Here is a 21,311-nt window from a genome sequence, read left to right on the forward strand (position 1 = left end):
GCAAGCGGGCCGGGCACTCTCGACGGGGGACATGCCATGACGAAAACGCCATGGAAGCCGCAAGGGGGGTCAACCCACGCGGTTACGTGCGCATGCCTGCTGCTATGCGGCGGGCCGGTCCTTGCACAGACCAACGAGCCGGTGGACGACAAGCCACCCAGCCTGGAAGCGCTGCAGCGCGAGCTTGCCGATACGCAGGCACGCCTGCAGGAACTCAAACGCTCGATCCAGCAACAGGAAGCGCATCTTCGGCGCATGCGGCGCGCGCTCGGCATGAGCGAGGGCCGACTCGATACCGTGCGCGGTGCCGGTGCTCCCGGCGCGGCGGGCGATGCATCGCAAATTGCGCAGAACGACGAGCCCGGCACCACGCCAGTCGGCAAACCGCCGGAGCCGCCTGACCGGCCGCCACGCATCGCGCAGATCTTCGACGAGCCCAGCGCGCTGACACCACCGGGCAAGGTGGTCGTCGAGCCGTCATTGCAGATGGCGTATTCGTCGTCGGACCGCGTGGCGCTGGTGGGCTACACCATCATCCCTGCGCTGCTGATCGGGCTGATCGACGTGCGGCAGGTGAAGACCACCACGCTGACCGGCACGGTGGCGGTGCGCTACGGCCTGGCACGACGCTGGGAACTGGAAGCGCGCGTGCCTTATGTCTACAGCGCGAGCGACACCGTCAGCCGCGAACTATTCACCGGCACAGCGACGGACAACGCTTTCAGCTCGCACGGCCGCGGCATCGGCGATGTGGAGTTGACCGCGCGGTACCAGATCAATGCGGGCGGTGTCGACAAGCCGTTCTACATCGGCTGGCTGCGTTTCAAGACGCGCACCGGCAAGGATCCGTTTGAAGTCACCACCGATTGCGTGACGCGCTGCGTGAGCAATACCACGGGCACCGGCCTGCCGCTGCAGCAGCCGACGGGCTCGGGCTTCTTTGCGGTACAGCCGGGGCTGACGTGGCTGTTCCCGACGGACCCCGCCGTGTTCTTCGGCAGCATCAGCTACCTGCACAACTTCGAGCGCAAGGATGTCAGCCTGAACCTGGTGGACGGCTCGAAGCAGTTCCTGGGCGACGTGAAGGCCGGCGACATCATCGGCCTGAACTTCGGCATGGGGTTGGCGCTGAACGAGAAGGCGTCGTTCTCCATCGGCTACGACCAGAGCATCATCGCGCCGACCAAGCAGAACGGCCAGCGCGTGCCGGGCTCGGTGCGAACCATTCTCGGCACGTTGCTGGTCGGCTATTCGTACCGGCTCTCGCCCAAGATGACGCTGAACCTGTCGGTGGGCGCAGGCCTGACGCGCGACACGCCGGACCTGACCGTCACGCTGCGTCTGCCGATCCAGTTCTAGCTCAGTGCAGCAGGGTGACGACGTTGGCCAACGCGCCTTGCAGCACGTTGGAAAGATTCAGTTGACGGAACTGCGGCAGGCTGTTGACCGCTGCGTTGATGGTCGTCACGGCTTGCAGCGTCTGGTTGTTCAGACTGTTCTGGATGACCGTGGCCGCTGCAGCCGCGCCGGCGGCCACATCGGGCGGCGCGACATTGTTGGGCCCGTTCTGCACAAGGTTGACGGTGTTGACCACCGAGGCCAGTTGCTGCGCCTGGCTGGCCGTCATGCGTGCCACATCGGGGATGTTGACCGATGCGCTCGCCACCAGATCGCCGTTGATGTAGACCGCACGGTCGATGCCGAACGAGATGTGCAGCCCTGCAAGCGCGGGCACATCGAAGCCGCCGCGCATGTCGTCGAGCTTGTCTTCGGACACGGCGTGCCAGGCACGGACCGGATTGTTGTCCATGCTGTCCACGCCGGCCGCATACGCATGCCCGGCCGCAGCCAGCGCAAGCCATCCTGCACATCCCGCAGCCCGCGCCACCTTGCCAAACCGCTTCATGATGCCCTCCTGCCCGACCAGCGAATGGCCACCCGCAAACGACGCTCAAAAGTCGGACGGACCATGCTTGGGAACGACGATGTTGCCCAGGCCGCTGCGGTCCATGCCTTCCTCCAGCGGCGCACGCGGTGCCACGCGCCAGTCCGATGAAGCGTTGAACGTCGCCCCCGCCTCGCGGTTGTGGACGACGAACAGCAAATGGTTGTCCCACATGCTCTCGAAGCTCGCACGCGGAATCGCACGCGTGCCCATGGCCGGATCGCCCACGAGCACGCGCCCTTCCTGCACGCCCTTGACCACCACGAAGTGGTGATAGCCGTTCTCGGTCAACAGCACGATGGCCGGCAAGTGGGCGTCCTTCAATGCATCCAGCGGCTGCTCGAAACCATCCGCCTCAAAGCCCAGAGAGGCCAGATAGCGTTTGATGTCGAGCAGCGAAAAGCCTTCTCGCCGGATCTTCTCCTGGTTGCCATGCTCGTACATGGCCTGGAACACGGTCTGCTCGCTCACCGGGTAGCCGTACTGATACGTGAGCAGCGTCGCCACCGCGGCCGACCCGCAACTGAAGTCGAAACGCTGGTGGACGGTGCGCAGGTAGCGCGCGGCCTTCATGCTCGTCACTGGCACGGCATAGGTGCCGCCGCCCGTGCCGAGCATGTCGATCGCGCCCGCCCACGCAGGCCCGCACGCCAGCGCCATCAGCACCGCACCCGACGTCTTATGCATCATTCCGTCCTTCACAAGCTCAAGGCCGGAACTGCACGTTGACGATGGTGGCGTTCTGGATCAGCACGTTCGCTCCGCTGTTCTGGATGACCGTGGGGATCCCGCTGGCATTGGCAAACGAGCCGTCGCGCACGATGTTCGACCCCGTCGCCACGTTGACGGCGGCGTTGTCGCTCACAGTGCCCGACAGGCGCGCGTCATTGACGGTCTGGTAGAGATCCTGCGTGCCGCCGCGATAGCTGTCGAGCCGATCGGCGCCCACCGCATGACCGAACCCAGGCACCGACACGGCTGCGGCGACCGGGGGACGCGCCGCTTCCGTGTTGGCGACCTGCGCACCGTCTGCGATCGGCACATCGTCCGACGCCATCGTTGCTGCCGCTGGCCACACTGCCAGGCCGCATGCCAGCCACCATGCCGCCCATCCTGCTGTGGTTCTTCTTCTGTCGGATCGCATCGAATGTCTCCTCTACGCTCCAACTGCGGGCCGGACCGCCGATGCAGTCCGACCCCATCCACCGTCATGCGCGAAGCTTCATCGCTACGCGCCGCGGCACTTCCCCGCTCGTGCCCGAGACCGGGCTACTTGCCCACATTCAGGTTGGCCTGCACGTTGATGCTTTGCTGGATGAGGGAAGCGAAGCCGCTGTTCTGGTTCGCCACCATCACGCCTGCCGCAGACTGCCCGACGCTGGTCATGGCGTTGGACATGTTGAACGTGCCTGCATCCACCACGACCGTGCCGCCGGCGCCGCCCGTGCCGCCCACCGCGCCATTGCCGACGCCGCCGTTGCCAACGCCGCCTGCGCCGCCGGCCGCACCGACTGCACCCACAGCGCCATTGCCGGCCGTGGACGACGCCGCGCCGTTGGTTGCGCTGCCGTTGGTCGCGCTGCCGCCTGCGCCGCCGTTGCCGGCCACGTTGGTCGCTGCGCCGCCAGCAGCTCCGGCCCCGCCCGTGCTCGTGCCCGTGGCAGCGCTCGTGCCCGTGCCTGCACCGGCCGATGCCGTCGACGTGCCGCTAGTGGTAGCGCCGCCGGCGCCGCCTGCCCCGCCTGCCGAGGCACTGCCGCCGCCGGTGGCCGAGCCGCTGCCGCGATGACGGTTCGCATCGCCGCCGCTGGCGCTGGACGTGCCGCCAGCCCCGCCGCCGCCACCGCCCGCTGCGCTCGTGCTGCCCGCTGCACCGCCCAGGCCCGCGCCCAGGCTCGCGGACAGCGTGCCGGAGCTGCCGCCGTTACCGCCACCGCCCGCATCGCCGCCGGCGGCTCCGCCGTTGCCGCCGTTACCGGCCACGGCCCCGCCGTTGGTTGCGCTGCCATGCGTCACGCTGCCCGAACTGCCACCAGCGCCGCCGCTGCCGCCCGCGCCGCCCGCGCCGCCATTACCGCCAGAGCCTGTGCCGCCGTAGCCGTATCCGCCACGCCCGCCGCTGCCGCCATTCGCCGTGCCGCCATTGTTGGTGGCGACATTGCCGATGCCAGACACGCTGATGTTGGTGACGGTGCCGTCCAGCTTGGAAACCGCAATCGCCTTGCTTGTGTTGAAGGAGTTGGTGAACGTTGCCGTTGCCGTGCCGCCGTTGTTGGCTGCAGCGGTGCCATAGCCATCGGCATTGGCCCAGCCGCTGTTGTCGCGGTTGCTGCCCTGGCTTTGGTTGTTGTGCTGATTCGAGTTGTCGGTTGCCGTGGTGGTTGTGGTCGTTGCCGTGCTCGTTGTCGTGTCTGTGCTGGTATTGGTTCTGGTGATGGTCGACGTGTTGGTCTGGGTCTTGTCACCCGCGCCGGACGCCGTATTCCCGATATCGGCCAATGCAACGCCAGAGACCCCCAATCCCATGGCGATCGCGGTGGCCAGTAAGGTCTTCTTCATAACGCACTCCATAAAGGTGAGAGGGACGGCTGGAAACGCAGCCAGTCAGGCCGGCGCGCTCTGCCTGTGGGAACAACATGACCCACCCCGGGGCGGCTCGTTTGCATAATCGGTGCCACCTTCCGCGCACGCTTTACACGGCTGTTCTAAGCGTTTGAAAACGCAAAAGATTCACCGGCACGCTCGTACACAAGCGCACGTCGAGCCACGCAATCGTGTCGGGACATGCAACTTTTGGAGGCCGGTTTGCGCGCCTTCGGTTGCAGCGCTGATACACCGCCCTGGCGCGCATGGCCGCCACGGCATGCATGACCTTCGCGGCAAGACGCAAAGCACGCGCAGGCATGCGCACGGCGGCGCTGTTTGAGACGAGCGATTGGTTGGATGTTTCAGCCGTGATACATCGGCGCATCGGCGCTCACATTGCGTGAGCGGTGGGGCGCGGCGGGCGAGCATCCCGTGGCGCACGTCGCGTTGCGCGACGCGCCTCGATGTCGTGCGCACCGCAGGGTTGACGCCTTGCGCGGCCGCTTGACTGCGAGCGCCCCCTATCGGCAAGACGCATGCGGGAAACGAGTCTCGGTTTTTACCTCAGGGGTTGCCCAGGCAGGCGAACAAAATTGCGCGCGGCAAGCATCGTCATGGCAACGAAAAGCCGCGCGCAACCGGTTCGCATTTCAACTGCGAAACTGCAAGCTCCTTCAGGCCGTGGCGGCCACCGTCAGCTTGAGTTCTTCGATCATGCGATCGCGCATGACGAACTTCTGCACCTTGCCCGTGACCGTCATCGGCATCTCGGTGACAAAGCGGATGTAGCGCGGAATTTTGTAGTGCGCGATCTGGCCCTGGCAGAACGTGCGAATTTCCTCTTCGGTGGCTTGCTGGCCAGGCTTGAGGACGATCCACGCGCAGACCTCCTCGCCGTACTTCGGGTCGGGCACGCCGAACACGTTGACGGCCTGCACCTTCGGATGGCGGAAGAGGAATTCTTCAATCTCGCGCGGGTAGACGTTCTCGCCACCGCGGATCAGCATGTCCTTCACGCGGCCGACGATGTTGCAGTAGCCCTCGGCATCGAACGTTGCCAGATCGCCCGTGCGCATCCAGCCGTCGTCAATGGAGTCGGCGGTCTTGGCCTCGTCGTCCCAATAGCCGAGCATGACCGAATAGCCCTTGGTGCACAGCTCGCCCTTTTCGCCCACGGGCACCACCTCGCCCGCACCGTCCACGAGCTTGACCTGCAGATGTGGCTGGATGCGGCCGACCGTGGTCACGCGCTTGTCGAGCGGGTCCGTCACGGCGCTCTGGAAGGACACGGGGCTCGTTTCCGTCATGCCATACGCGATGGTGACTTCGCGCAGGTTCAGCTCCGACACCACGCGCTTCATCACCTCGATGGGGCACGGCGATCCGGCCATGATGCCGCCGCGCAAGGTCGATACGTCAAAGCTCTTGAAGTCCGGATGATCGAGCTGCGCGATGAACATGGTCGGCACGCCGTGCAGCTGCGTGCAGCGCTCTTCCGCCACCGTGCGCAGCGTGGCCAGCGGATCGAACGCCTCGCCGGGAAACACCATGCACGCGCCCGTGGCCGTGCAGGTGAGCACCGACATGACCATGCCGAAGCAGTGATACAGCGGCACCGGAATGCACAGCCGATCGCCGCCCCGCAGGTTCATCGCCATGGCAACGAAGCGCGCGTTGTTGACGACGTTGACGTGCGTGAGCGTGGCGCCCTTGGGCGCGCCGGTCGTGCCGCTGGTGAACTGGATGTTGATGGCGTCGTCGGGCGACAGCGTGGCCGTGATGGCATCCAGCGCATCAACGGGTACGCTTTTTCCGCGCGCAATCACCTCGGCAAAGTTGAGCATGCCCGGCGTATTGGCTTCGCCCATCCGGATGACCCAGCGCAGCGCCGGCAGCTTGGCCGCGTTCAATGCTCCAGGCTGCGCGGTCGCCAGTTCGGGCGCGAGCGTCTGCAGCATTTCCAGGTAGCGCGAGGTCTTGAAGGCTTCGGCCGCCACGATGGCCTTACAGCCGACCTTGTTGAGCGCGTATTCCAGCTCTGAAAGCCGATACGCAGGGTTGATGTTGACGAGGATGAGCCCCAGGCGCGCCGTCGCGAACTGCGTGAGCACCCATTCGACGCGGTTGGGCGACCAGATGCCGATGCGGTCGCCCCGCTCGAGCCCCAGCGCGTGCAGGCCGGCGGCCAGCGCATCGACCTGCTCGGCAAAGGCGCGCCACGTCCAGCGCACGTTCTGCTCGCGGAATACGACCGCCTCGTCGTCGGGACAGCGACGCACGGTATCCGCCAGCAACGCCGAGACCGTGACGTGTGCCAGCGGCACCGACGTATCGCCCACCACATACGACGCACCGTTGCGCGGTCGCGCGTCGAAAACCTCACCAGCCATGGATGTCTCCTCCAATCAACGTTGGCCTTTTTGGGGCCTTGTTCTGAATGATTTGTAACCACTGCGTCGATCGCAATTTGACGCAGCTTGACGCATTTGGCAATCCGTTCTCGGACGAACAATGACGCGGAACAATTGCTGCGCTGCAGCAGCAAAAGTCGGCGGCCGCCCTCGCCAACGCGCTAACATGCCGGCCTGATGTTTTGGGCTTTCTTGCACGTAGGGATCGACGATGATCGTAGTAGTGATGGGTGTTTCGGGTTGCGGCAAATCCACGGTGGGCCAGAAGATCGCCGAGCGGCTGGGCTGCGCTTTCCGTGACGGCGACGAGTTCCACTCCGAGGCCAACCGCGCCAAGATGCACGCCGGCATTCCCCTGAACGACGACGACCGCAAACCCTGGCTCGAATCGATCCGCGCCTACATGGACGAGAAGACAAGCAACGGGCAGTCGCTGGTGGTGGCGTGCTCCGCGCTGAAGCAGCGCTACCGCGACGTACTGCGCGGTCCCGCCGGCAACGCTGAATTCGTCTATCTGAAGGGCGATTTCGATCTGCTGCAAGGCCGCCTTGCCGCACGAAAAGACCACTTCTTCAACCCGAGCCTCCTGCGCAGCCAGTTCGACGCGCTGGAAGAGCCGACCGACGCCGTCATCGTCGACATCGCGCTGCCGCCTGAAGCCATCGTCGACGAAGCGGTCGCCCAACTGCAGGCCCGCGCCGCGCACCGCCCGGCAGCCTGAACCTGCCCGATCAGCGCTAGCTGCGCATGCGCTGTTGCAACACGGCCTGCACCTCGCCGTTGCACACGCGGCTCATGCGCTCCTGCTCACGCGGCGTATCGATCTGCTCGTGCGCCTGCAAGCCGAGTTCGATCAGCGATTGCGCGCGCGGCAGCCAATGGCGGGTCAGCGCCACCTGTAAATCGGCGGCAATGCGGTCCGGATCTCCGAAGTAAAGCCGGCCGCCGTATTCGCTCTCGATTTCCTTGCGGATCACCTCGGCGGCGTGCGGCAGCACCGCGCGGTTCACGGCGACGTGCCGCAATTCGTGCTCGCGGATGGCGTTGTACGCGCAAGTGCCCGGCGCAAATTCGCGCGCGACGGTCACCCGAAAATTGTTCAGCACCAGCTCCACCGAAATGGACGGCCGCAGGCAGGTGGTGGCCGGCTGCGTGGCGATGGCCATGTAGCGGCTGTTCACGTCGAAGCGCGCCACCAGCGTCGCATACGTCTTGCCCAGCACGCGCGCAGAGCGATCGTAGGGCGGCGCCTCGGCGGTGAGCTGCTCGACCGAGCGGTCGTTGGAAAAGGACAGCGGCGTTTCGGTGGCGCGCACCTCTACGCGCATCGGGCCCAGCGCCTGGTCGCACGCCTTGAGCCAGTGCGATTTGTTGGCATTGAGCACAGGAGCGCCCGCGCCGCCCGTTGCAGCAGCAACGTTCTCGATTGGCGCAAAGCGCACATCGGCCAGCCTCAGCCGATGCAGCCGACTCCACTGCCAGGCACCGGCCGCCACGGCCAGCACCACACCCAATACCACCACCCGACGCATGCTGGGCTCCCCGTTTGCGCATCCCGAAGCGGCTGCGCAGGGGCGCCGGTCGGGTCATGCCGGCGTCAGTGCCACCGGTTCTCGGTTCTCGTGCCGGGCCGCAACCAATCGTCTGATCTGCTCGCCCGATCGTTTGAGCGCTACACGCGCCTCTGGAAGGAAAGGATAGAAGATCGGCCACACGTGCGGAAGCCGCCGCCCCATTTCTACCGAAACGGATACCCCGGCCGCCCGCGCGCGCTCGGCCATTCGGAGGGTGTCGTCGCGCAGCACCTCGCTGGTGCTGACGTAGCAGTGCAGCGTGGGCAAGCCCGTGAAATCGGCATACAGCGGCGAGGCGAGCGGATGGTCCGTCGGTGCGCCCGAGTCGCCGAGGTACAACGCGGCACCGTGCGCCATCCACGCGCCGCGAAACATCACGTCGGATTCATCGTTGTCGATCAGGCTTTGGCCGGTGGCGGCAAGATCGGTCCACGGCGAATACAGCACCGCGCCCGCCGGCAGCGGGTCCGCCGCATCGCGCAAGGCCACGAGCAACGCCAACGCCAGTCCGCCGCCTGCGGAATCGCCCGCCACGACAATGCGCGATGGCGCCACGCCTTGCGCCAGCAGCGTGCGATACGTCAACAGCGCATCTTCAACCGGCGCTGGAAACGGATGCTCGGGTGCCAACCGGTAGTCGGGCACGCATACACGCGCCCGCGCATGCGTGGCGAGGCCAATGGTGATCGGGCGATGGGTGCGCGGGCTGCAGAAAAAGTAGCCGCCGCCATGCAGGTAAAGCACGACGGGCGCGTCGTCATGCAGGTCCGGATCGGCAGGTTCGATCCATTCGCCGGTGAGGCCATCGCCGTGGGCCCCAAGCGTCGGCACGATGCGCCAATCCGGCGGCAGCTCCACCGGCAAAGGCATCTTGCGCTTCTCGGCATGCAGGCGCGTGGCGATGGGGTCGAAGGGCTCCCGCTCGGTCGGCTTCTTGACCTGGTTGCGCACCATCCTCGAGACAACCCAGTTCTGCCAGCTCATCGCGCAGCCCTCCGCCGCAAAGTCCCAGCCTAGCGAGGATGCGCTGCCCAGACAATCGGTTCGCACCCTGCCTTCGCTCGAGTGTTCCGATCAGGCAACGCCGCCTCCAAATAGCGCCGCATCAAGCCGCATTCGGCCTGGCACCCAGGGCGCGCAGGCACAGCTGTTCCATCTCGGCGATCCACACCTCGGTCGGGAGCGGCCCGTCCTGCAGCAACAGGCGATAGCGACGTGCGCCCCAGATGGCCTGTAGCAGCGTTTGTACCAGCGCGTCGCTTGGCTTGGCAGGCAGATCGGGGCAAGCGTCCAGCGCCCGGCGCCAGGCGGCGCCCAACTCATCGAAGAAGCGCGAGTGGTGTTTGGGTTCGGCGATGCGGTCTTCGCGCATCAGCATGGCGTGATCAAAGTACGGCGGATCGAGCGCCGGATCGCCGCAACTGAGCCTCACGAGATGACGCACGCGGTCTGCCCACGGGGTGTCGACACGGTTGGTCACCTCGCTCTGGATGCGCGCCAGCAATACTTCGATGGTGTGCCGCACGTAACCCGAAAGCAGCGCCTCCTTGTTCGGGAAATATTCGTACAGCGTGCCGACCGAGCAGCCGGCTTCCAGTGCCACCGCGCGCGTGGTCGCAGCTTGTGCGCCGCCGCGCTGCCAAATCCGAACAAATGCCTCGTAGATGGCCTGCACCGTGAACTTGGCGCGGCGCTGCGACGGCCGCTTCAGCGGTTTGGCGCGGGCGCTTTCGGCCTGCCCGTTTCCGAACCCGGCGCCCGCCGGCCGACGATAGAGTGAAGCCATCCGCCATCAATCCCAAGAATGGAGAAGACACCATGAACGCCCCGTACCAGCGGCTCTTGACGCGCAAGGATGCCCTAAACGAAAGCCGCCTGGAAACCGCTGACACCGCGCCGGCCGCGGCGCCCGGCGAAGTCGTGCTGCGCCTGGACCGCTTTGCCCTCACCACGAACAACATCACCTACGCGGCCTTTGGCGATGCCATGCAGTACTGGTCGTTTTTCCCCACCGGCCACGACGGCTGGGGCCACATGCCCGTGTGGGGCTTTGCCGATGTGGTCAGCTCCACCGTAGAAGGGGTCAACGTCGGCGAGCGTTTCTACGGCTACTTCCCGATCGCCACGCATCTGCGCATGCTGCCCGAACGCGTCACGCCGCGTGGCTTCTACGATGGCGCGGCACATCGACAGGCGCTCGTCTCCGCCTACAACCAATACACGCGCGTGTCGCAGGACGCCGCTTACGACGCTGCGCTGGAGAACTACCAGATTCTCTATCGTCCGCTGTTCATCACGTCGTTCATGCTGGCGGATTTTCTGGCGGACAACGCATTCTTCGGTGCCCGGCGCCTGGTGTTTTCCAGCGCATCGAGCAAAACGGCATACGGCACCGCGTTCTGCCTGCAGGACACGCCGGGGATTACGCTCACCGCCCTCACGTCGGGCGGCAACCGGGCCTTTGTCGATGGCCTGGGCTGCTACCACAACAGCGTCACGTACGACACACTCGACACGCTCGCCACCAACGTTCCCACGCTCTACGTCGACTTCTCCGGCGATGAGGACTTGCGCAGGCGCGTGCACGAACACTTCGGCGGCGCGCTGGTCTACGACTGCTTTGCGGGATCGGCGCAAAACACCGATTTCATCCAGGCCGCGGACTTGCCAGGCCCCGCGCCGCAGTTCTATTTCGCGCCCGTACAAATCCGCAAGCGCAACGCAGACTGGGGCCCCGCGGTCGTCACCGAAAAGTTCAACGCCGCGCAGCGACGCTTCATCGACCACGTACGTGAACCCCGGCACGGCTGGCTCACGCTGATCGAAGAGCACGGCATGCCGGCCGCCCAGGCGCGCATTGCGGCCTTGCATGCGGGCCGCACACATCCGCGCGAGGGATACATCATCCAGCTTTGAGGCGCTCCCTTCATCGCGCCAAGGTCAACCTTGGCGCTTGCTTGTTTCGGCACATGACAAACAATCTATAAATTTATATATTATTGGAATCTAGATTGTTCTCTGCCCCTCTCCCGTTTTTTCATGTCGATTGACTTCGCACACTTCACTCCAGGCGCGGCGCTCGCTGGCGGCCTTGTCATTGGGCTGGCGGCGGCCGTGCTGGTGCTGGGCAGCGGCCGCATTGCCGGCATCAGCGGCATCGTTGGCGGCCTGCTGCAGCGCCCGCAGGGGGATATGGGTTGGCGCGTCGCGTTTCTGATCGGCCTGGTGGCGGCACCGCTCATTGCGGCGTGGCTTGGCCACCCCGTGGTGCCGGACATCGCCGCCGGCTGGGGCGAGGTGCTGGCTGCAGGTTTCCTGGTCGGCATCGGCACACGCTACGCAGGCGGCTGCACGAGCGGCCACGGCGTCTGCGGGTTGTCGCGCGGCTCGGTTCGCTCGCTGGTGGCAACGCTGACGTTCATGGCGTCGGGCATCGTCACCGTGTTCGTTGTGCGCCACGTGGTGGGAGGCTGACATGGCCATCGTGATCGCACTCGTTGCAGGCCTGCTGTTTGGCGCGGGGCTCATCGTGTCGGGCATGGCCAATCCGGCCAAGGTGCTCGGCTTTCTCGATCTGTTCGGTCAATGGGACCCATCACTGGCGTTCGTGATGGCGGGGGCGATTGCCGTGGGCGTGGTCGCCTTCTTCGTGGCGCGGCGGCGCGGCCGCTCGTGGCTGGGCACGCTGATCCAGTTGCCGTCAGCCACGGGCGTGACCGCACGGCTCGTGCTGGGCAGCGCCGTATTCGGCATCGGCTGGGGACTGGCCGGTTTCTGCCCCGGGCCGGCATTGGTGGCGCTGGGCGCGGGCGTGCCCAAGGCTGTAGGCTTTGTCGCCGCCATGCTGGCGGGCATGGCCGTCTTTAGCGTGCTGGAACGCAAGCGCTAGCCAGTCGCCACCGCATATAAACCGATAACCAACCCCACGAGAGACAACATGACGCTGTGCAAACTCGGTGCCGCATTGGCGCTGGCCATCGGCACATCCGCATTCGCACAAACAACGCCGGTGACGCTGCCGGTGCCAGACGAAGCCACCATCCCCGCCGGGCCTGTGGGCGACGCCATCAAGCGCGGCAAGCTGATCCTCACCGACACCAAGCGCCAGCTGCCGCACAACGTCGGCAACGGCCTGAACTGCACGAGCTGCCACCTCAATGGCGGCACGACGCCCTACGCATCACCATGGGTGGGGCTGACTGCCGCGTTTCCGGAGTACCGCTCTCGCAGCGGTGCAGTCATCTCGCTGCAGCAGCGCGTGAATGATTGCTTCCAGCGGTCGATGAACGGCAAGCCCATCGCCTTCGACGGCGAAGACATGAACGCCATCCTCGCCTACATGAAATGGCTCTCCAGCGGTGTACCTGTAGGCACCAACGTGACGGGGCGCGGCTTTGAAAAGATCGACACCGCGCTCGCGCCCAACCGCGACAACGGCAAAGCCGTCTACGCCCAGCGCTGCGCCGCCTGCCATGGCGTCGAGGGCCAGGGGCTGCCCAACCCGCAAGGCGGTTACCTGATGCCGCCGCTGTGGGGCAAGGACTCGTTCAATGTGGGCGCAGGCATGGCGCGCATGTACACCGCCGCGGCCTTCGTGAAGCACAACATGCCGCTTGGTCAAGGCGGCACGCTGACCGCGCAGGAGGCCGTGGACGTGGCAGCCTTCTTTACCCAGCAGCCCCGCCCCGACTATGCCGCGCGCGCCAAGGACTGGCCCAAGGGTGACAAGCCGAAAGACGCGCGCTGAGCGCCGCCCGATTCAAAAACAAAAAGCCTGCGACGCAACCGCCGCAGGCTTTTTGCTTTCGCACTTCCGGGCGCTGAACGCCCTCCCAGTGCTTTCCCCGTTCAATCCTGATCAGTTGACCTTGAGCTGACCACCGCGGCCCAGGCCGCCTTTGACGTCTTGCGCCTTGTAGCTGCGCAGCGCGACGACCATCTTATTCCACGCGTCGATAAAGGCAACCACCGTAGCCTTGCCTTCCGGCGTCGCCGAGAAGCCTGCCAGGCCACCGCCCACACCACCGCCAAAACCGGCCAGCACGGCGCCGTAGTTCGTCGCGGTCGAGCTGCCTTCGGCGGCCGCGATCTGCACGGCCGAGCGCACGTCGAACAGGGTCAGCGTCACGACCGAAGCCTTCGACTTCACGCTGCCGGCCAGCGCGGCAATGGCGCTGTTGCCGAGCAGGCCGCCCACGGCACCCGCCACCCCGCCGATCGGCGAGTCGTTGATGATGATCTGCGGCTCCATGTAGTAGTCAGCCGCCACGCGCTGGCCCTTCTGCTGCTTGGAGCCGGCGCGGTATTCGCCGGAGTTGCGCTGCAGATCGGTGATGCGCGACAGGCGTGCATCCGTCTTCTGGTTGCCGATCGACGTGATCACGAAGCAGTTCGATTGCTGCACGGCCATGCGCAGCAGCGGATCGATCGTCGTCACCTTGGTGGCGCTGCCGAACTGGCCGTACCAGTCGGCGTTGCGGCCGTCGTCCATGGCGATGGTGCCCAGCGGCGAGGCGCAGCGCTCGAGCGTCGGATCTGCGCCCACGCTGGAGCCGCCGGCCGCAGCGCCGCTCACGCCGGCGTTTTGTCCGCCCGGGGTCACGACGCCGCCGCCAGCGCAGGCGGCCAGGGAAGCGGTGATCAGTGCTACGCCTGCGGCCTTGGCAGTGCGGCTGAGAAGATTGGTGTTCATATTGTTGTGTGGCTCACATTGAGTCGATGTTCGGCTTATGCGTCCTGCGACTCAATAAGCCCCCCTTGATCAGGCGTGCGAGGTGTGCAACAGGCTTTCCCCCCTCCCCGAACTGCCTTGAAACGCTTTGAAACGGATGACTGCGGTGCCTGCTCAGTACCAGTACCAGCTCGTCTGGCGCCAGACGCCAAGGTACGGATACCCCGAATACCAATAGCCGTAGTAGGTGCTGCGCCATTGCGCGCGCCACTTGTAGTCGTCTTCGTCGGATTTCTTGGCGGCGCGGGCTTGCTCGAGCAGCTTCTTCGATTCCTTGTCGCCGCGGCTCACGGCAATCGAGAGCCATTTTTCAGCTTCGCGCGGGTCGGAGCCCATCTCTTCCAGCCCGAACAGGTAGAACGCGCCGAGGGCCTTCTGCGCCTGCAGGTTGCCGTGCTCGGCCGCCTCGCGCATCCAGTTCAGTGCCTGGTAGCTGTCCTGGCGGACGCCGTCGCCGCGGAAATAGCGCAGGCCCAGGTCGTAGGCAGCCTTGGGTTCTCGCTTGGCAACTTCCTTGAGGGCAACGATGCGTGGATCTTCGTCGGGGATATTCGCCTGATCGAACGCCACCTGGGCCTTTGGCCGATCGGCACAGCCGCGGTCGTCGCACACCCTCACCACATCGCTGGGCGGCTGCGGCTGGGCACACGCGGCCAGCATCGACACGACCCCCAACATCAGCAAACGATTCCGCATTCGCCTGACCCCTTTTTTATTGTTGCTGTTGATCGAGAGAAACTCCGTTGACGGCCTGGCAGGTGCCGGTCGTTTTTTGCGATCCCGTTCGCAAAACCGGCGCCGCCGCATCGGCTGCACAACGCTTTCTCTTCCCCGCTCCGGTAGGATGTGCGGGCTGATGATATAGATCGGTCTACTTTAGCCGGAACCGTGTGCAGTTGTGTTACCAAAGCGTAAAGCTGACGCGGCAACAACACTCTGCAGCGCACGGCGCGCGGGCCAAATCCACAGGCCGCAAAAAGAGGCCGGTGCTAAGATGCGGCACAGCAAACAGGAGAGGTGGCAATGCGCGCAAGCAAGCGCCAACAGGTGGTGGACAAGGCCGGCGAGCTGTTTTCCCAGCACGGCTTCCATCCCGTAGGCGTCGATTGGATCATCGACGAGTCCGGCGTCGCCCGTATGACGCTGTACCGCCACTTTTCCGGTAAGGATGATCTGATCAAGGAAGTGCTGGAGCAGCGCTATACGTACGTCATGGGCAGCATCGCCGAGAAGCTCAGCCCCCTGCCCGACGCTACCGCCCGCCTGAAGGGCATCTTCGACTGGTACGGCGCGTGGTTCCGCACCCCGGAGTTTGCGGGTTGCCTGTTCGAACGCGCGCTGGCGGAGTTCGGCTCCACCTGCCCCAAGGTGACCGACGTGGCGGTGCGCTACCGCGACGACCTGCTCGCCATGATGGAAACGCTGCTCAAGGATGTGGTGCCCGCCAATACGGCACGGCAACTTGCGGGGGTCTACGTGATGCTGCTGTCGGGCGCCACGGCCGACGCCCGCGCCATCGGCGATCCATCCGTCGCGTCGCAAGCCTGGCACGCCGCCGAAACCCTGCTGAACCAGGCCAAGGCCACCGCGGAAGCGGTCTGAACGAGCCCGCCACGGGCTACCAACGGCGCTGCACCCGCCGTGCAATCATCGACGGCAACCGCAGCATGCCCTCCGCCGTCAGGCGCAGATGCATCCCGAACAGCAGGATGTTGTCGCGCAGATACCGGAAATGCGAGACGCCGCCCTCGTGCGCGCGGAAGTAGCGCACCGGCGCCGCCAGCCGGATCGGGCGCACGCCCGCCCAACATAGGCGCACCGCCGCTTCCGGATCGAAATCGAAACCGCGCATCCATGCCTGCCGGCGCATGATCTCGGCCAGCGGTGCAATCGGATAGACGCGAAAGCCGAACAACGTATCGCCAATGCCGGCCCACAGCGTTTCGATGTCTGCGCAGCCGTTGGACAGGCGCCGACCCTGCACGCGCACCTGCGGCGCCGACGCGTCGAACACCGGTTGGCCGAGGATCATCGCGTCGGGCGCAGCCTGCGAGGCGGCCATGAACTCGGGGATGAGGTCTGCGGGATGCTGGCCATCGGCGTCCATGGTCAGCACGTAGGAAAAGCCTGCCGCGGCAGCAGCTTCCAGCCCGGCCAGCACGGCCACGCCTTTGCCGCGATTGCGGGGCAGCACGATCACGCGCAGCCCCGGGTCTTGCGCGGCCATGGCCTGCAGCCGTTCGGTGCTGCCGTCGGTGCTGCCGTCGGCCACCACCCAGACCGGGTTCCACTGCGCACGCGCGCTGCGCACGGTGTCGTCAACCTTGGGGCCCGGGTTGTAGCTCGGAATCAGAACGAGATGCGTGGTGGAAGCGCCGGTCATCGGCATGGCGTCGGTCCGGCGATACGTTGAAAGCGGAATGCGTCGGGCGCGGGCGCGAGCCTATCGCGTGCGGTGCTCTGCCACGTAGGCTGCGAGTGAGCCCAGCGAGGCGAAGATCTTCTGGTTGTCGGGATTGCCCGAGCGCAGCTCAAAGCCGTATTTCTTGGAGATCAGCAGCGCAACTTCGAGGATATCGATGGAGTCGAGCCCAAAGCCCTCGCCATACAGCGGTGTGTCCGCCGTCAGGGCATCGAGTTGAATGTCTTCGAGATTCAGTTCGCCGATCATGAGCGCGGCGAGCTCTTTTTCCAGGTCGTTCATCGGTCTTGCAACCACAGGCGGCATGTAGCGGGGATTGCGGCCAGAGCCAACGACGTTTCCTTGCGCGAAGCCCCTGCCTTGTCCAGCCCAGCCTGTGAAGGGGGTCGTTTAAGCTACGCGGATTCTAGACGAAGGGTTACACCCCGTATAGCGCGAAACCGTGACAAAGACTGCATATCGCGGCGTGTGCAGAAGTGACGCAAACGATTCAACGGCTGGTGTGGCGCCGTAAACCGGCAAGGCTCGGCACAGCAGGGCCAGCCCGGCGCGTACATCCGGTTACAAACACGCGGCGCCCGGCGCGGGCGAGACACGCCTGGAGCCCTAGAATGTGGCCGCCCTATGAGGAAACTGCCCGCCCCCGACGACCACAATGCACCGCGGCCTCTTCCAACGCCTTCTGCCATGCACCGATTGACCGCCTTTGCGCGCGGCGCTGCGGGCGTGGGCGCCGTGGTGGCGTATCAGGTTGGCGCGCATTACGCAGCGGCCACGCCGGGTGCGCACGGCTTGGGCCTGGCGATGGCCCTGGTGCCGCCGTTGGCAATTGCGCTGGTGGCGGCCACGCGTTCCCGGCATCGTGCAAAGCTGTTGCCGCTTTGGCTGCTCGTGTGCGGCGCACTGTGGATGGCGCGCGCACCGCTGGCCGCGCATTTTGACTGGGGGCTGTATCTCGAACACGCAAGCTTCAACCTGATGATGGCCTACGTGTTCGGCCGCACGCTGGCGGCGGGGCGCGAGCCGCTGTGCACGCGCTTTGCCCACATGGTGCACGGCACGCTGACGCCGCGCATTGCGCGTTACTCGCGGCGCATCACTCTGGCGTGGACCCTGTTTTTCCTGGCGACCGCCGCCGTATCCACGCTGCTGTTTGCCACGGCATCGACCGTCACGTGGTCGACGTTTGCGAACTATCTTTCGCTGCCGTTGGTGGGCGTGATGTTCGTGGCGGAATACCTCTGCCGCCGCATCGTGCTGCGCGGCGAGCCGCGCTCCAGCCTGTTCGATGCGGTGCGCGCGTATCGACAATCGGAACAATCCGGGCACGCAGCGCCCATCGCCACAGAGCGCCCCCGCTGAACCCACTCGCTCCAAGATTCACTTCATGCCGACTTACCCGCTGGTCTCCCATTCAACACTCGACCGCACGCTCGCCTGGCGTGACGGCGCGCCCGTCTCTGCACGTGCGTTCCTGGCCGATGTGATGGCGCTGGCCCCAATGCTGCCGCCCGGCGCCCACGTATTCAATGCCTGCGCAGACCGTTACCGCTTTGCCGTCGGCCTGTGCGCGACGCTGGTGGCCGGCAAGATCAGCCTGCTGCCGCCCATGCAGACGCCGCAGATGGTGCGGCAGCTTTCGGCATTCGCGCCGGACGTGTTCTGCCTGCACGACGCGGCGGCCTGCCCCGTCGACCTGCCGGGCTTTCGTTATCCCGATGCGTTGGATGCCGACACCGCGCCCATCGACGTGCCGCAGATCGACGCCTCGCAAATCATGGCGGTGCTGTTCACGTCCGGCTCGACGGGCACGCCAGTGCCGCATCGCAAGACGTGGGGCGCGCTGGTGCGCTGCATGCGCACGGCCGTCGACCATCTCGGCCTGGGCGACGGGCGCGCGTTCACGCTGGTCGGCACCGTGCCGGCGCAGCACATGTACGGCTTTGAGGTGACGGTGCTGCTGGCGCTGCAAGGCGGCCTGGCGTTCAGCAACCGGCAGCCGTTCTATCCGGCGGACATTCGCGAGGCGCTGGACGCCGTACCGCAGCCGCGCGTGCTGGTGACCTCGCCGGTGCATCTGCGGGCGCTGTTGGCATCGGAGCCCGCGTTGCCGAGCGCATCGCTCGTGCTGTCGGCGACTGCGCCGCTGTCGGAAGCGCTGGCGCGGGAGGCCGAGACGCGCCTGTCCGCGCCGCTCCTGGAGATTTACGGCAGCACCGAAACCGGCCAGGTTGCGACGCGCCGCACCGCGCAGGAAACCGCGTGGCACCTGTACCCCGATGTCCGCATGGAGTCGCGCCCCGGCACGCCGCAAGACGACGGCCCGACGGTGTGGGTCTACGGCGGACACGTCGAAGCCGCGGTGCCGATGGGAGATGTGATCGAGCTGATCGACGAGACACATTTTCTGCTGCACGGGCGCAAGGCTGACCTGATCAACATTGCCGGCAAGCGGTCGTCGCTGGCGTATCTGAACCACCAGCTCAATGCGATTGCGGGCGTGGAGGATGGTGTCTTCTACATGCCGGACGATGCGCCCGCGGCGCCGCACGCGCACGGCAGCGCGGCGGTCACGCGCCTCGTGGCGCTGGTTGTGGCGCCGGGCCTGAGCGCGGCGGACGTGCTGCGCGCCCTGCACGACCGCATCGATGCAGCATTTCTGCCGCGCCCGCTGCTGCTGGTGGACGCGCTGCCACGCAACGAGACCGGCAAACTGCCCCGCGATGTGCTGGCCGCGCTCGTCGCACAGCATTCGAATCGCAGCCCAGACAAGCCCGCCATGCGTTTCACCATCGCTGCGGATCACCCGGCGCTGCCGGGGCACTTTCCCGGTCACCCGATCGTCCCGGGCGTGGTGCTGCTCGACCATGCGCTCCACACGATCGGTGCGGCACTGGGCCGCTCGTTGGATGCCTGCAAAATCAGCTCGGCCAAGTTTCTCAGTCCTGCGGCACCCGGGGAATGGCTCGACCTCGCATTCGAGACGACAGCCAGCAATGCCGTGCGCTTCACCATCCGCGCAGGCGCGCGTGAAGTGGCCAGCGGCGTGCTGTCCGCATCCGCGTCGGAGGGCGTTGCCGCATGAAGCGCCCCGACTGGGCCGAGCGTCCGGAGCGCAGCAACCTCGCGCTACTGCGCCTGATGACGTGGCTGTCGCTGCGGCTGGGGCGGCCGTTCGGCCGTGTCCTGTTGCGGCTGATTGCGGTGTATTTCGTCGCGGCGTCGCCTGCGGCGCGGCGTGCTTCGCGTGACTATCTGCAACGCGCACTCGGCCGGCCCGCAACGCTGCGTGAGGTGTTCGGCCACATGTTCACCTTCGCCACGACCATCCATGACCGCATCTACCTGATCAGCGGTCGCTTCGATCTGTTCGACATCCATTTGCAGGGCCAGCACCACGTGCACGACGTGCTGGCGCAGGGGCGCGGTGCGTTCCTGCTGGGCGCGCACCTGGGCAGCTTCGAGGTGGTGCGCGCGCTCGGCCGCACAGTGCCCGACCTACGCGTGGCCGTCGCCATGTACGAAGAGAACGCACGCAACATCAACGCTGCGGTTGCCGCCATCAACCCGGCGGCGGCGCCGGAGGTCATTCCGCTGGGCCGCGTAGACGCCATGCTGCAAGTGCGCGAAGCGCTGGACGACAACCGCCTCGTCGGCATGCTGGCCGATCGCACGCTGTTGCGCGATGCGGGGCCGTCCGTTCAGCAGATGGATTTTCTGGGCAGCCCTGCAGCGTTTCCGCTGGGGCCGTTGCACATGGCGGCCATGTTGAAGCGCCCCGTGCTGTTCATGACGGGGCTGCACCTCGGTGGCAATCGCTACGCCGTACACTTCGATCCGTTGGCGGACTTCACCGATGTGCGCCGCGAAGATCGCGCCGCCGCCGTGCAAGCCGCCCTCGCCCGCTATGTGGAACGCGTTGAGCACTACTGCCGCGTCGCGCCCTGCAACTGGTTCAACTACTTCGACTTCTGGCAGGATGCCGACACAGCCGATGCGCAGGATCACGCCCCCGCCGAGCGCCAGACCACCCCAACGCCATGACTGCAACGCGCCTATTCCTCCGCGCCTTTCTGGCCATGCTCGCAGCCAGCCTGTTGGCTGCGACCGCCCACGCCGCAGATACCGCCTGGACGCTCGACCAACTGATGTCGACGCTCGCACGCAACAAGTCGGGACGCGCGACGTTCACGGAAACAAAGACGCTCTCAATCGCGGCGCAGCCCATCGAATCCTCTGGCGAGCTGGTGTTCGTCGCGCCCGATCATCTGGAAAAGCGCACCCTGGCGCCGAAGCCCGAGCACCTCGTGATTGACGGCGACAAGCTGACCGTGGAGCGCAATCAGCGCAAGTTCACGATGCCGCTGTCGCAGTACCCCGAGCTGGGCGCCTTTATCGAGAGCATCCGCGCGACGCTGGCGGGTAACCGCTACGCGCTCGAGGCGATCTACAAAGTCGCCATCGCGGGCCACGGCGATGACTGGACGCTCACGCTTTCGCCGCTCGACGCACGCATGCAGAAGGTCGTCAGCACCATCACGCTGGAAGGCACGCGCGATGTACTGCGCAGCGTCGCCATCCGCCAGGCCGACGGCGATCATTCGCTGATGCGCCTGCAACGCGTGCCCGGCAACTGAGGACG

At 65.9% G+C, this 21,311-nt stretch carries 23 protein-coding genes; 11 read left to right on the plus strand and 12 right to left on the minus strand.

The window, feature by feature from the left end; translation table 11 throughout:
- Positions 1-36 precede the first annotated feature (36 nt).
- On the plus strand, positions 37-1,359 hold the full coding sequence (locus tag N511_RS0104780) for a transporter (RefSeq protein WP_027678248.1): 1,323 nt from the start codon (positions 37-39) through the stop codon (positions 1,357-1,359).
- Between the two features lies 1 nt (position 1,360).
- On the opposite strand, the gene N511_RS0104785 is transcribed toward N511_RS0104780, so the two are convergent.
- The 5 genes from N511_RS0104785 to N511_RS0104805 all read right to left on the minus strand — a co-directional run bounded on the left by N511_RS0104785 (position 1,361) and on the right by N511_RS0104805 (position 6,921).
- Complete coding sequence (locus N511_RS0104785; RefSeq protein WP_027678249.1) at positions 1,361-1,906, minus strand: hypothetical protein; 546 nt, start codon at positions 1,904-1,906, stop codon at positions 1,361-1,363.
- A gap of 45 nt (positions 1,907-1,951) precedes the next feature.
- On the minus strand, positions 1,952-2,635 hold the full coding sequence (locus tag N511_RS0104790) for a C39 family peptidase (protein WP_027678250.1): 684 nt from the start codon (positions 2,633-2,635) through the stop codon (positions 1,952-1,954).
- Between the two features lie 16 nt (positions 2,636-2,651).
- Positions 2,652-3,089: a hypothetical protein gene (locus N511_RS0104795; protein ID WP_027678251.1), complete on the minus strand. Its 438-nt coding sequence runs from the start codon at positions 3,087-3,089 to the stop codon at positions 2,652-2,654.
- Between the two features lie 125 nt (positions 3,090-3,214).
- Positions 3,215-4,504 carry a hypothetical protein gene (locus N511_RS0104800; RefSeq protein ID WP_027678252.1) on the minus strand — a complete coding sequence of 430 codons (1,290 nt, stop codon included), beginning with the start codon at positions 4,502-4,504 and terminating at the stop codon, positions 3,215-3,217.
- A gap of 701 nt (positions 4,505-5,205) precedes the next feature.
- Positions 5,206-6,921: an AMP-binding protein gene (locus N511_RS0104805; protein WP_027678253.1), complete on the minus strand. Its 1,716-nt coding sequence runs from the start codon at positions 6,919-6,921 to the stop codon at positions 5,206-5,208.
- A 232-nt stretch (positions 6,922-7,153) separates the two neighbouring features.
- Between N511_RS0104805 and N511_RS0104810 the strand changes: the two genes are divergently transcribed.
- A complete protein-coding gene (locus tag N511_RS0104810; protein ID WP_027678254.1) occupies positions 7,154-7,663 on the plus strand; it encodes a gluconokinase in 510 nt (169 codons plus the stop codon).
- Between the two features lie 16 nt (positions 7,664-7,679).
- Here the strand turns inward: N511_RS0104810 and N511_RS0104815 are convergent, their stop codons facing one another.
- The 3 genes from N511_RS0104815 to N511_RS0104825 all read right to left on the minus strand — a co-directional run bounded on the left by N511_RS0104815 (position 7,680) and on the right by N511_RS0104825 (position 10,302).
- A complete protein-coding gene (locus tag N511_RS0104815; RefSeq protein ID WP_027678255.1) occupies positions 7,680-8,474 on the minus strand; it encodes a hypothetical protein in 795 nt (264 codons plus the stop codon).
- A 54-nt stretch (positions 8,475-8,528) separates the two neighbouring features.
- Complete coding sequence (locus N511_RS0104820; RefSeq protein ID WP_027678256.1) at positions 8,529-9,500, minus strand: alpha/beta hydrolase; 972 nt, start codon at positions 9,498-9,500, stop codon at positions 8,529-8,531.
- Positions 9,501-9,621: 121 nt separating this feature from the next.
- The gene (locus N511_RS0104825) at positions 9,622-10,302 is read right to left on the minus strand and encodes a TetR/AcrR family transcriptional regulator (protein WP_027678257.1); all 681 of its coding nucleotides are present in this window, start codon (positions 10,300-10,302) and stop codon (positions 9,622-9,624) included.
- 32 nt (positions 10,303-10,334) lie between these two features.
- On the opposite strand from N511_RS0104825, the gene N511_RS0104830 reads away from it, so the two are divergent.
- The 4 genes from N511_RS0104830 to N511_RS0104845 all read left to right on the plus strand — a co-directional run bounded on the left by N511_RS0104830 (position 10,335) and on the right by N511_RS0104845 (position 13,263).
- Positions 10,335-11,432, plus strand: a complete 1,098-nt coding sequence (locus N511_RS0104830) for a DUF2855 family protein (protein ID WP_027678258.1) — start codon at positions 10,335-10,337, stop codon at positions 11,430-11,432.
- Positions 11,433-11,555: 123 nt separating this feature from the next.
- On the plus strand, positions 11,556-11,990 hold the full coding sequence (locus tag N511_RS0104835; RefSeq protein ID WP_027678259.1) for a YeeE/YedE family protein: 435 nt from the start codon (positions 11,556-11,558) through the stop codon (positions 11,988-11,990).
- 1 nt (position 11,991) lies between these two features.
- Positions 11,992-12,405: a DUF6691 family protein gene (locus N511_RS0104840; RefSeq protein WP_027678260.1), complete on the plus strand. Its 414-nt coding sequence runs from the start codon at positions 11,992-11,994 to the stop codon at positions 12,403-12,405.
- 48 nt (positions 12,406-12,453) lie between these two features.
- A complete protein-coding gene (locus N511_RS0104845) occupies positions 12,454-13,263 on the plus strand; it encodes a c-type cytochrome (protein ID WP_027678261.1) in 810 nt (269 codons plus the stop codon).
- A 111-nt stretch (positions 13,264-13,374) separates the two neighbouring features.
- On the opposite strand, the gene N511_RS0104850 is transcribed toward N511_RS0104845, so the two are convergent.
- Positions 13,375-14,208, minus strand: coding sequence for a hypothetical protein (locus N511_RS0104850; RefSeq protein WP_027678262.1), 834 nt, complete (start codon positions 14,206-14,208; stop codon positions 13,375-13,377).
- Positions 14,209-14,361: 153 nt separating this feature from the next.
- On the minus strand, positions 14,362-14,943 hold the full coding sequence (locus N511_RS0104855) for a tetratricopeptide repeat protein (RefSeq protein ID WP_027678263.1): 582 nt from the start codon (positions 14,941-14,943) through the stop codon (positions 14,362-14,364).
- Positions 14,944-15,270: 327 nt separating this feature from the next.
- Between N511_RS0104855 and N511_RS0104860 the strand changes: the two genes are divergently transcribed.
- On the plus strand, positions 15,271-15,849 hold the full coding sequence (locus N511_RS0104860) for a TetR/AcrR family transcriptional regulator (protein WP_027678264.1): 579 nt from the start codon (positions 15,271-15,273) through the stop codon (positions 15,847-15,849).
- Between the two features lie 16 nt (positions 15,850-15,865).
- Here N511_RS0104860 and N511_RS0104865 read toward each other — a convergent pair whose 3' ends face one another.
- Entirely contained in the window at positions 15,866-16,636 is a 771-nt protein-coding gene (locus tag N511_RS0104865) for a glycosyltransferase family 2 protein (RefSeq protein WP_027678265.1), read from the minus strand.
- Positions 16,637-16,690: 54 nt separating this feature from the next.
- Entirely contained in the window at positions 16,691-16,951 is a 261-nt protein-coding gene (locus tag N511_RS0104870; RefSeq protein ID WP_027678266.1) for a phosphopantetheine-binding protein, read from the minus strand.
- Positions 16,952-17,356: 405 nt separating this feature from the next.
- Between N511_RS0104870 and N511_RS0104875 the strand changes: the two genes are divergently transcribed.
- Genes N511_RS0104875 through N511_RS0104890 form a run of 4 tightly spaced genes read left to right on the plus strand, consistent with a single transcriptional unit; the run spans position 17,357 to position 21,306 of the window.
- Positions 17,357-18,031 (plus strand): membrane protein, encoded by a 675-nt coding sequence (locus N511_RS0104875; protein WP_027678267.1) that lies wholly within the window; start codon positions 17,357-17,359, stop codon positions 18,029-18,031.
- 25 nt (positions 18,032-18,056) lie between these two features.
- Entirely contained in the window at positions 18,057-19,754 is a 1,698-nt protein-coding gene (locus tag N511_RS0104880) for an AMP-binding protein (RefSeq protein ID WP_027678268.1), read from the plus strand.
- Positions 19,751-20,713, plus strand: coding sequence for an LpxL/LpxP family acyltransferase (locus tag N511_RS0104885; RefSeq protein WP_027678269.1), 963 nt, complete (start codon positions 19,751-19,753; stop codon positions 20,711-20,713). The genes N511_RS0104880 and N511_RS0104885 overlap by 4 nt, the downstream gene beginning before the upstream one ends.
- Positions 20,710-21,306 carry a LolA-related protein gene (locus N511_RS0104890; protein ID WP_027678270.1) on the plus strand — a complete coding sequence of 199 codons (597 nt, stop codon included), beginning with the start codon at positions 20,710-20,712 and terminating at the stop codon, positions 21,304-21,306. Before N511_RS0104885 ends, N511_RS0104890 begins: the two co-directional genes overlap by 4 nt.
- Positions 21,307-21,311 lie beyond the last annotated feature (5 nt).

The organism is Ralstonia sp. UNC404CL21Col (assembly GCF_000620465.1).
Classification (GTDB): Bacteria; Pseudomonadota; Gammaproteobacteria; order Burkholderiales; family Burkholderiaceae; genus Ralstonia; species Ralstonia flatus.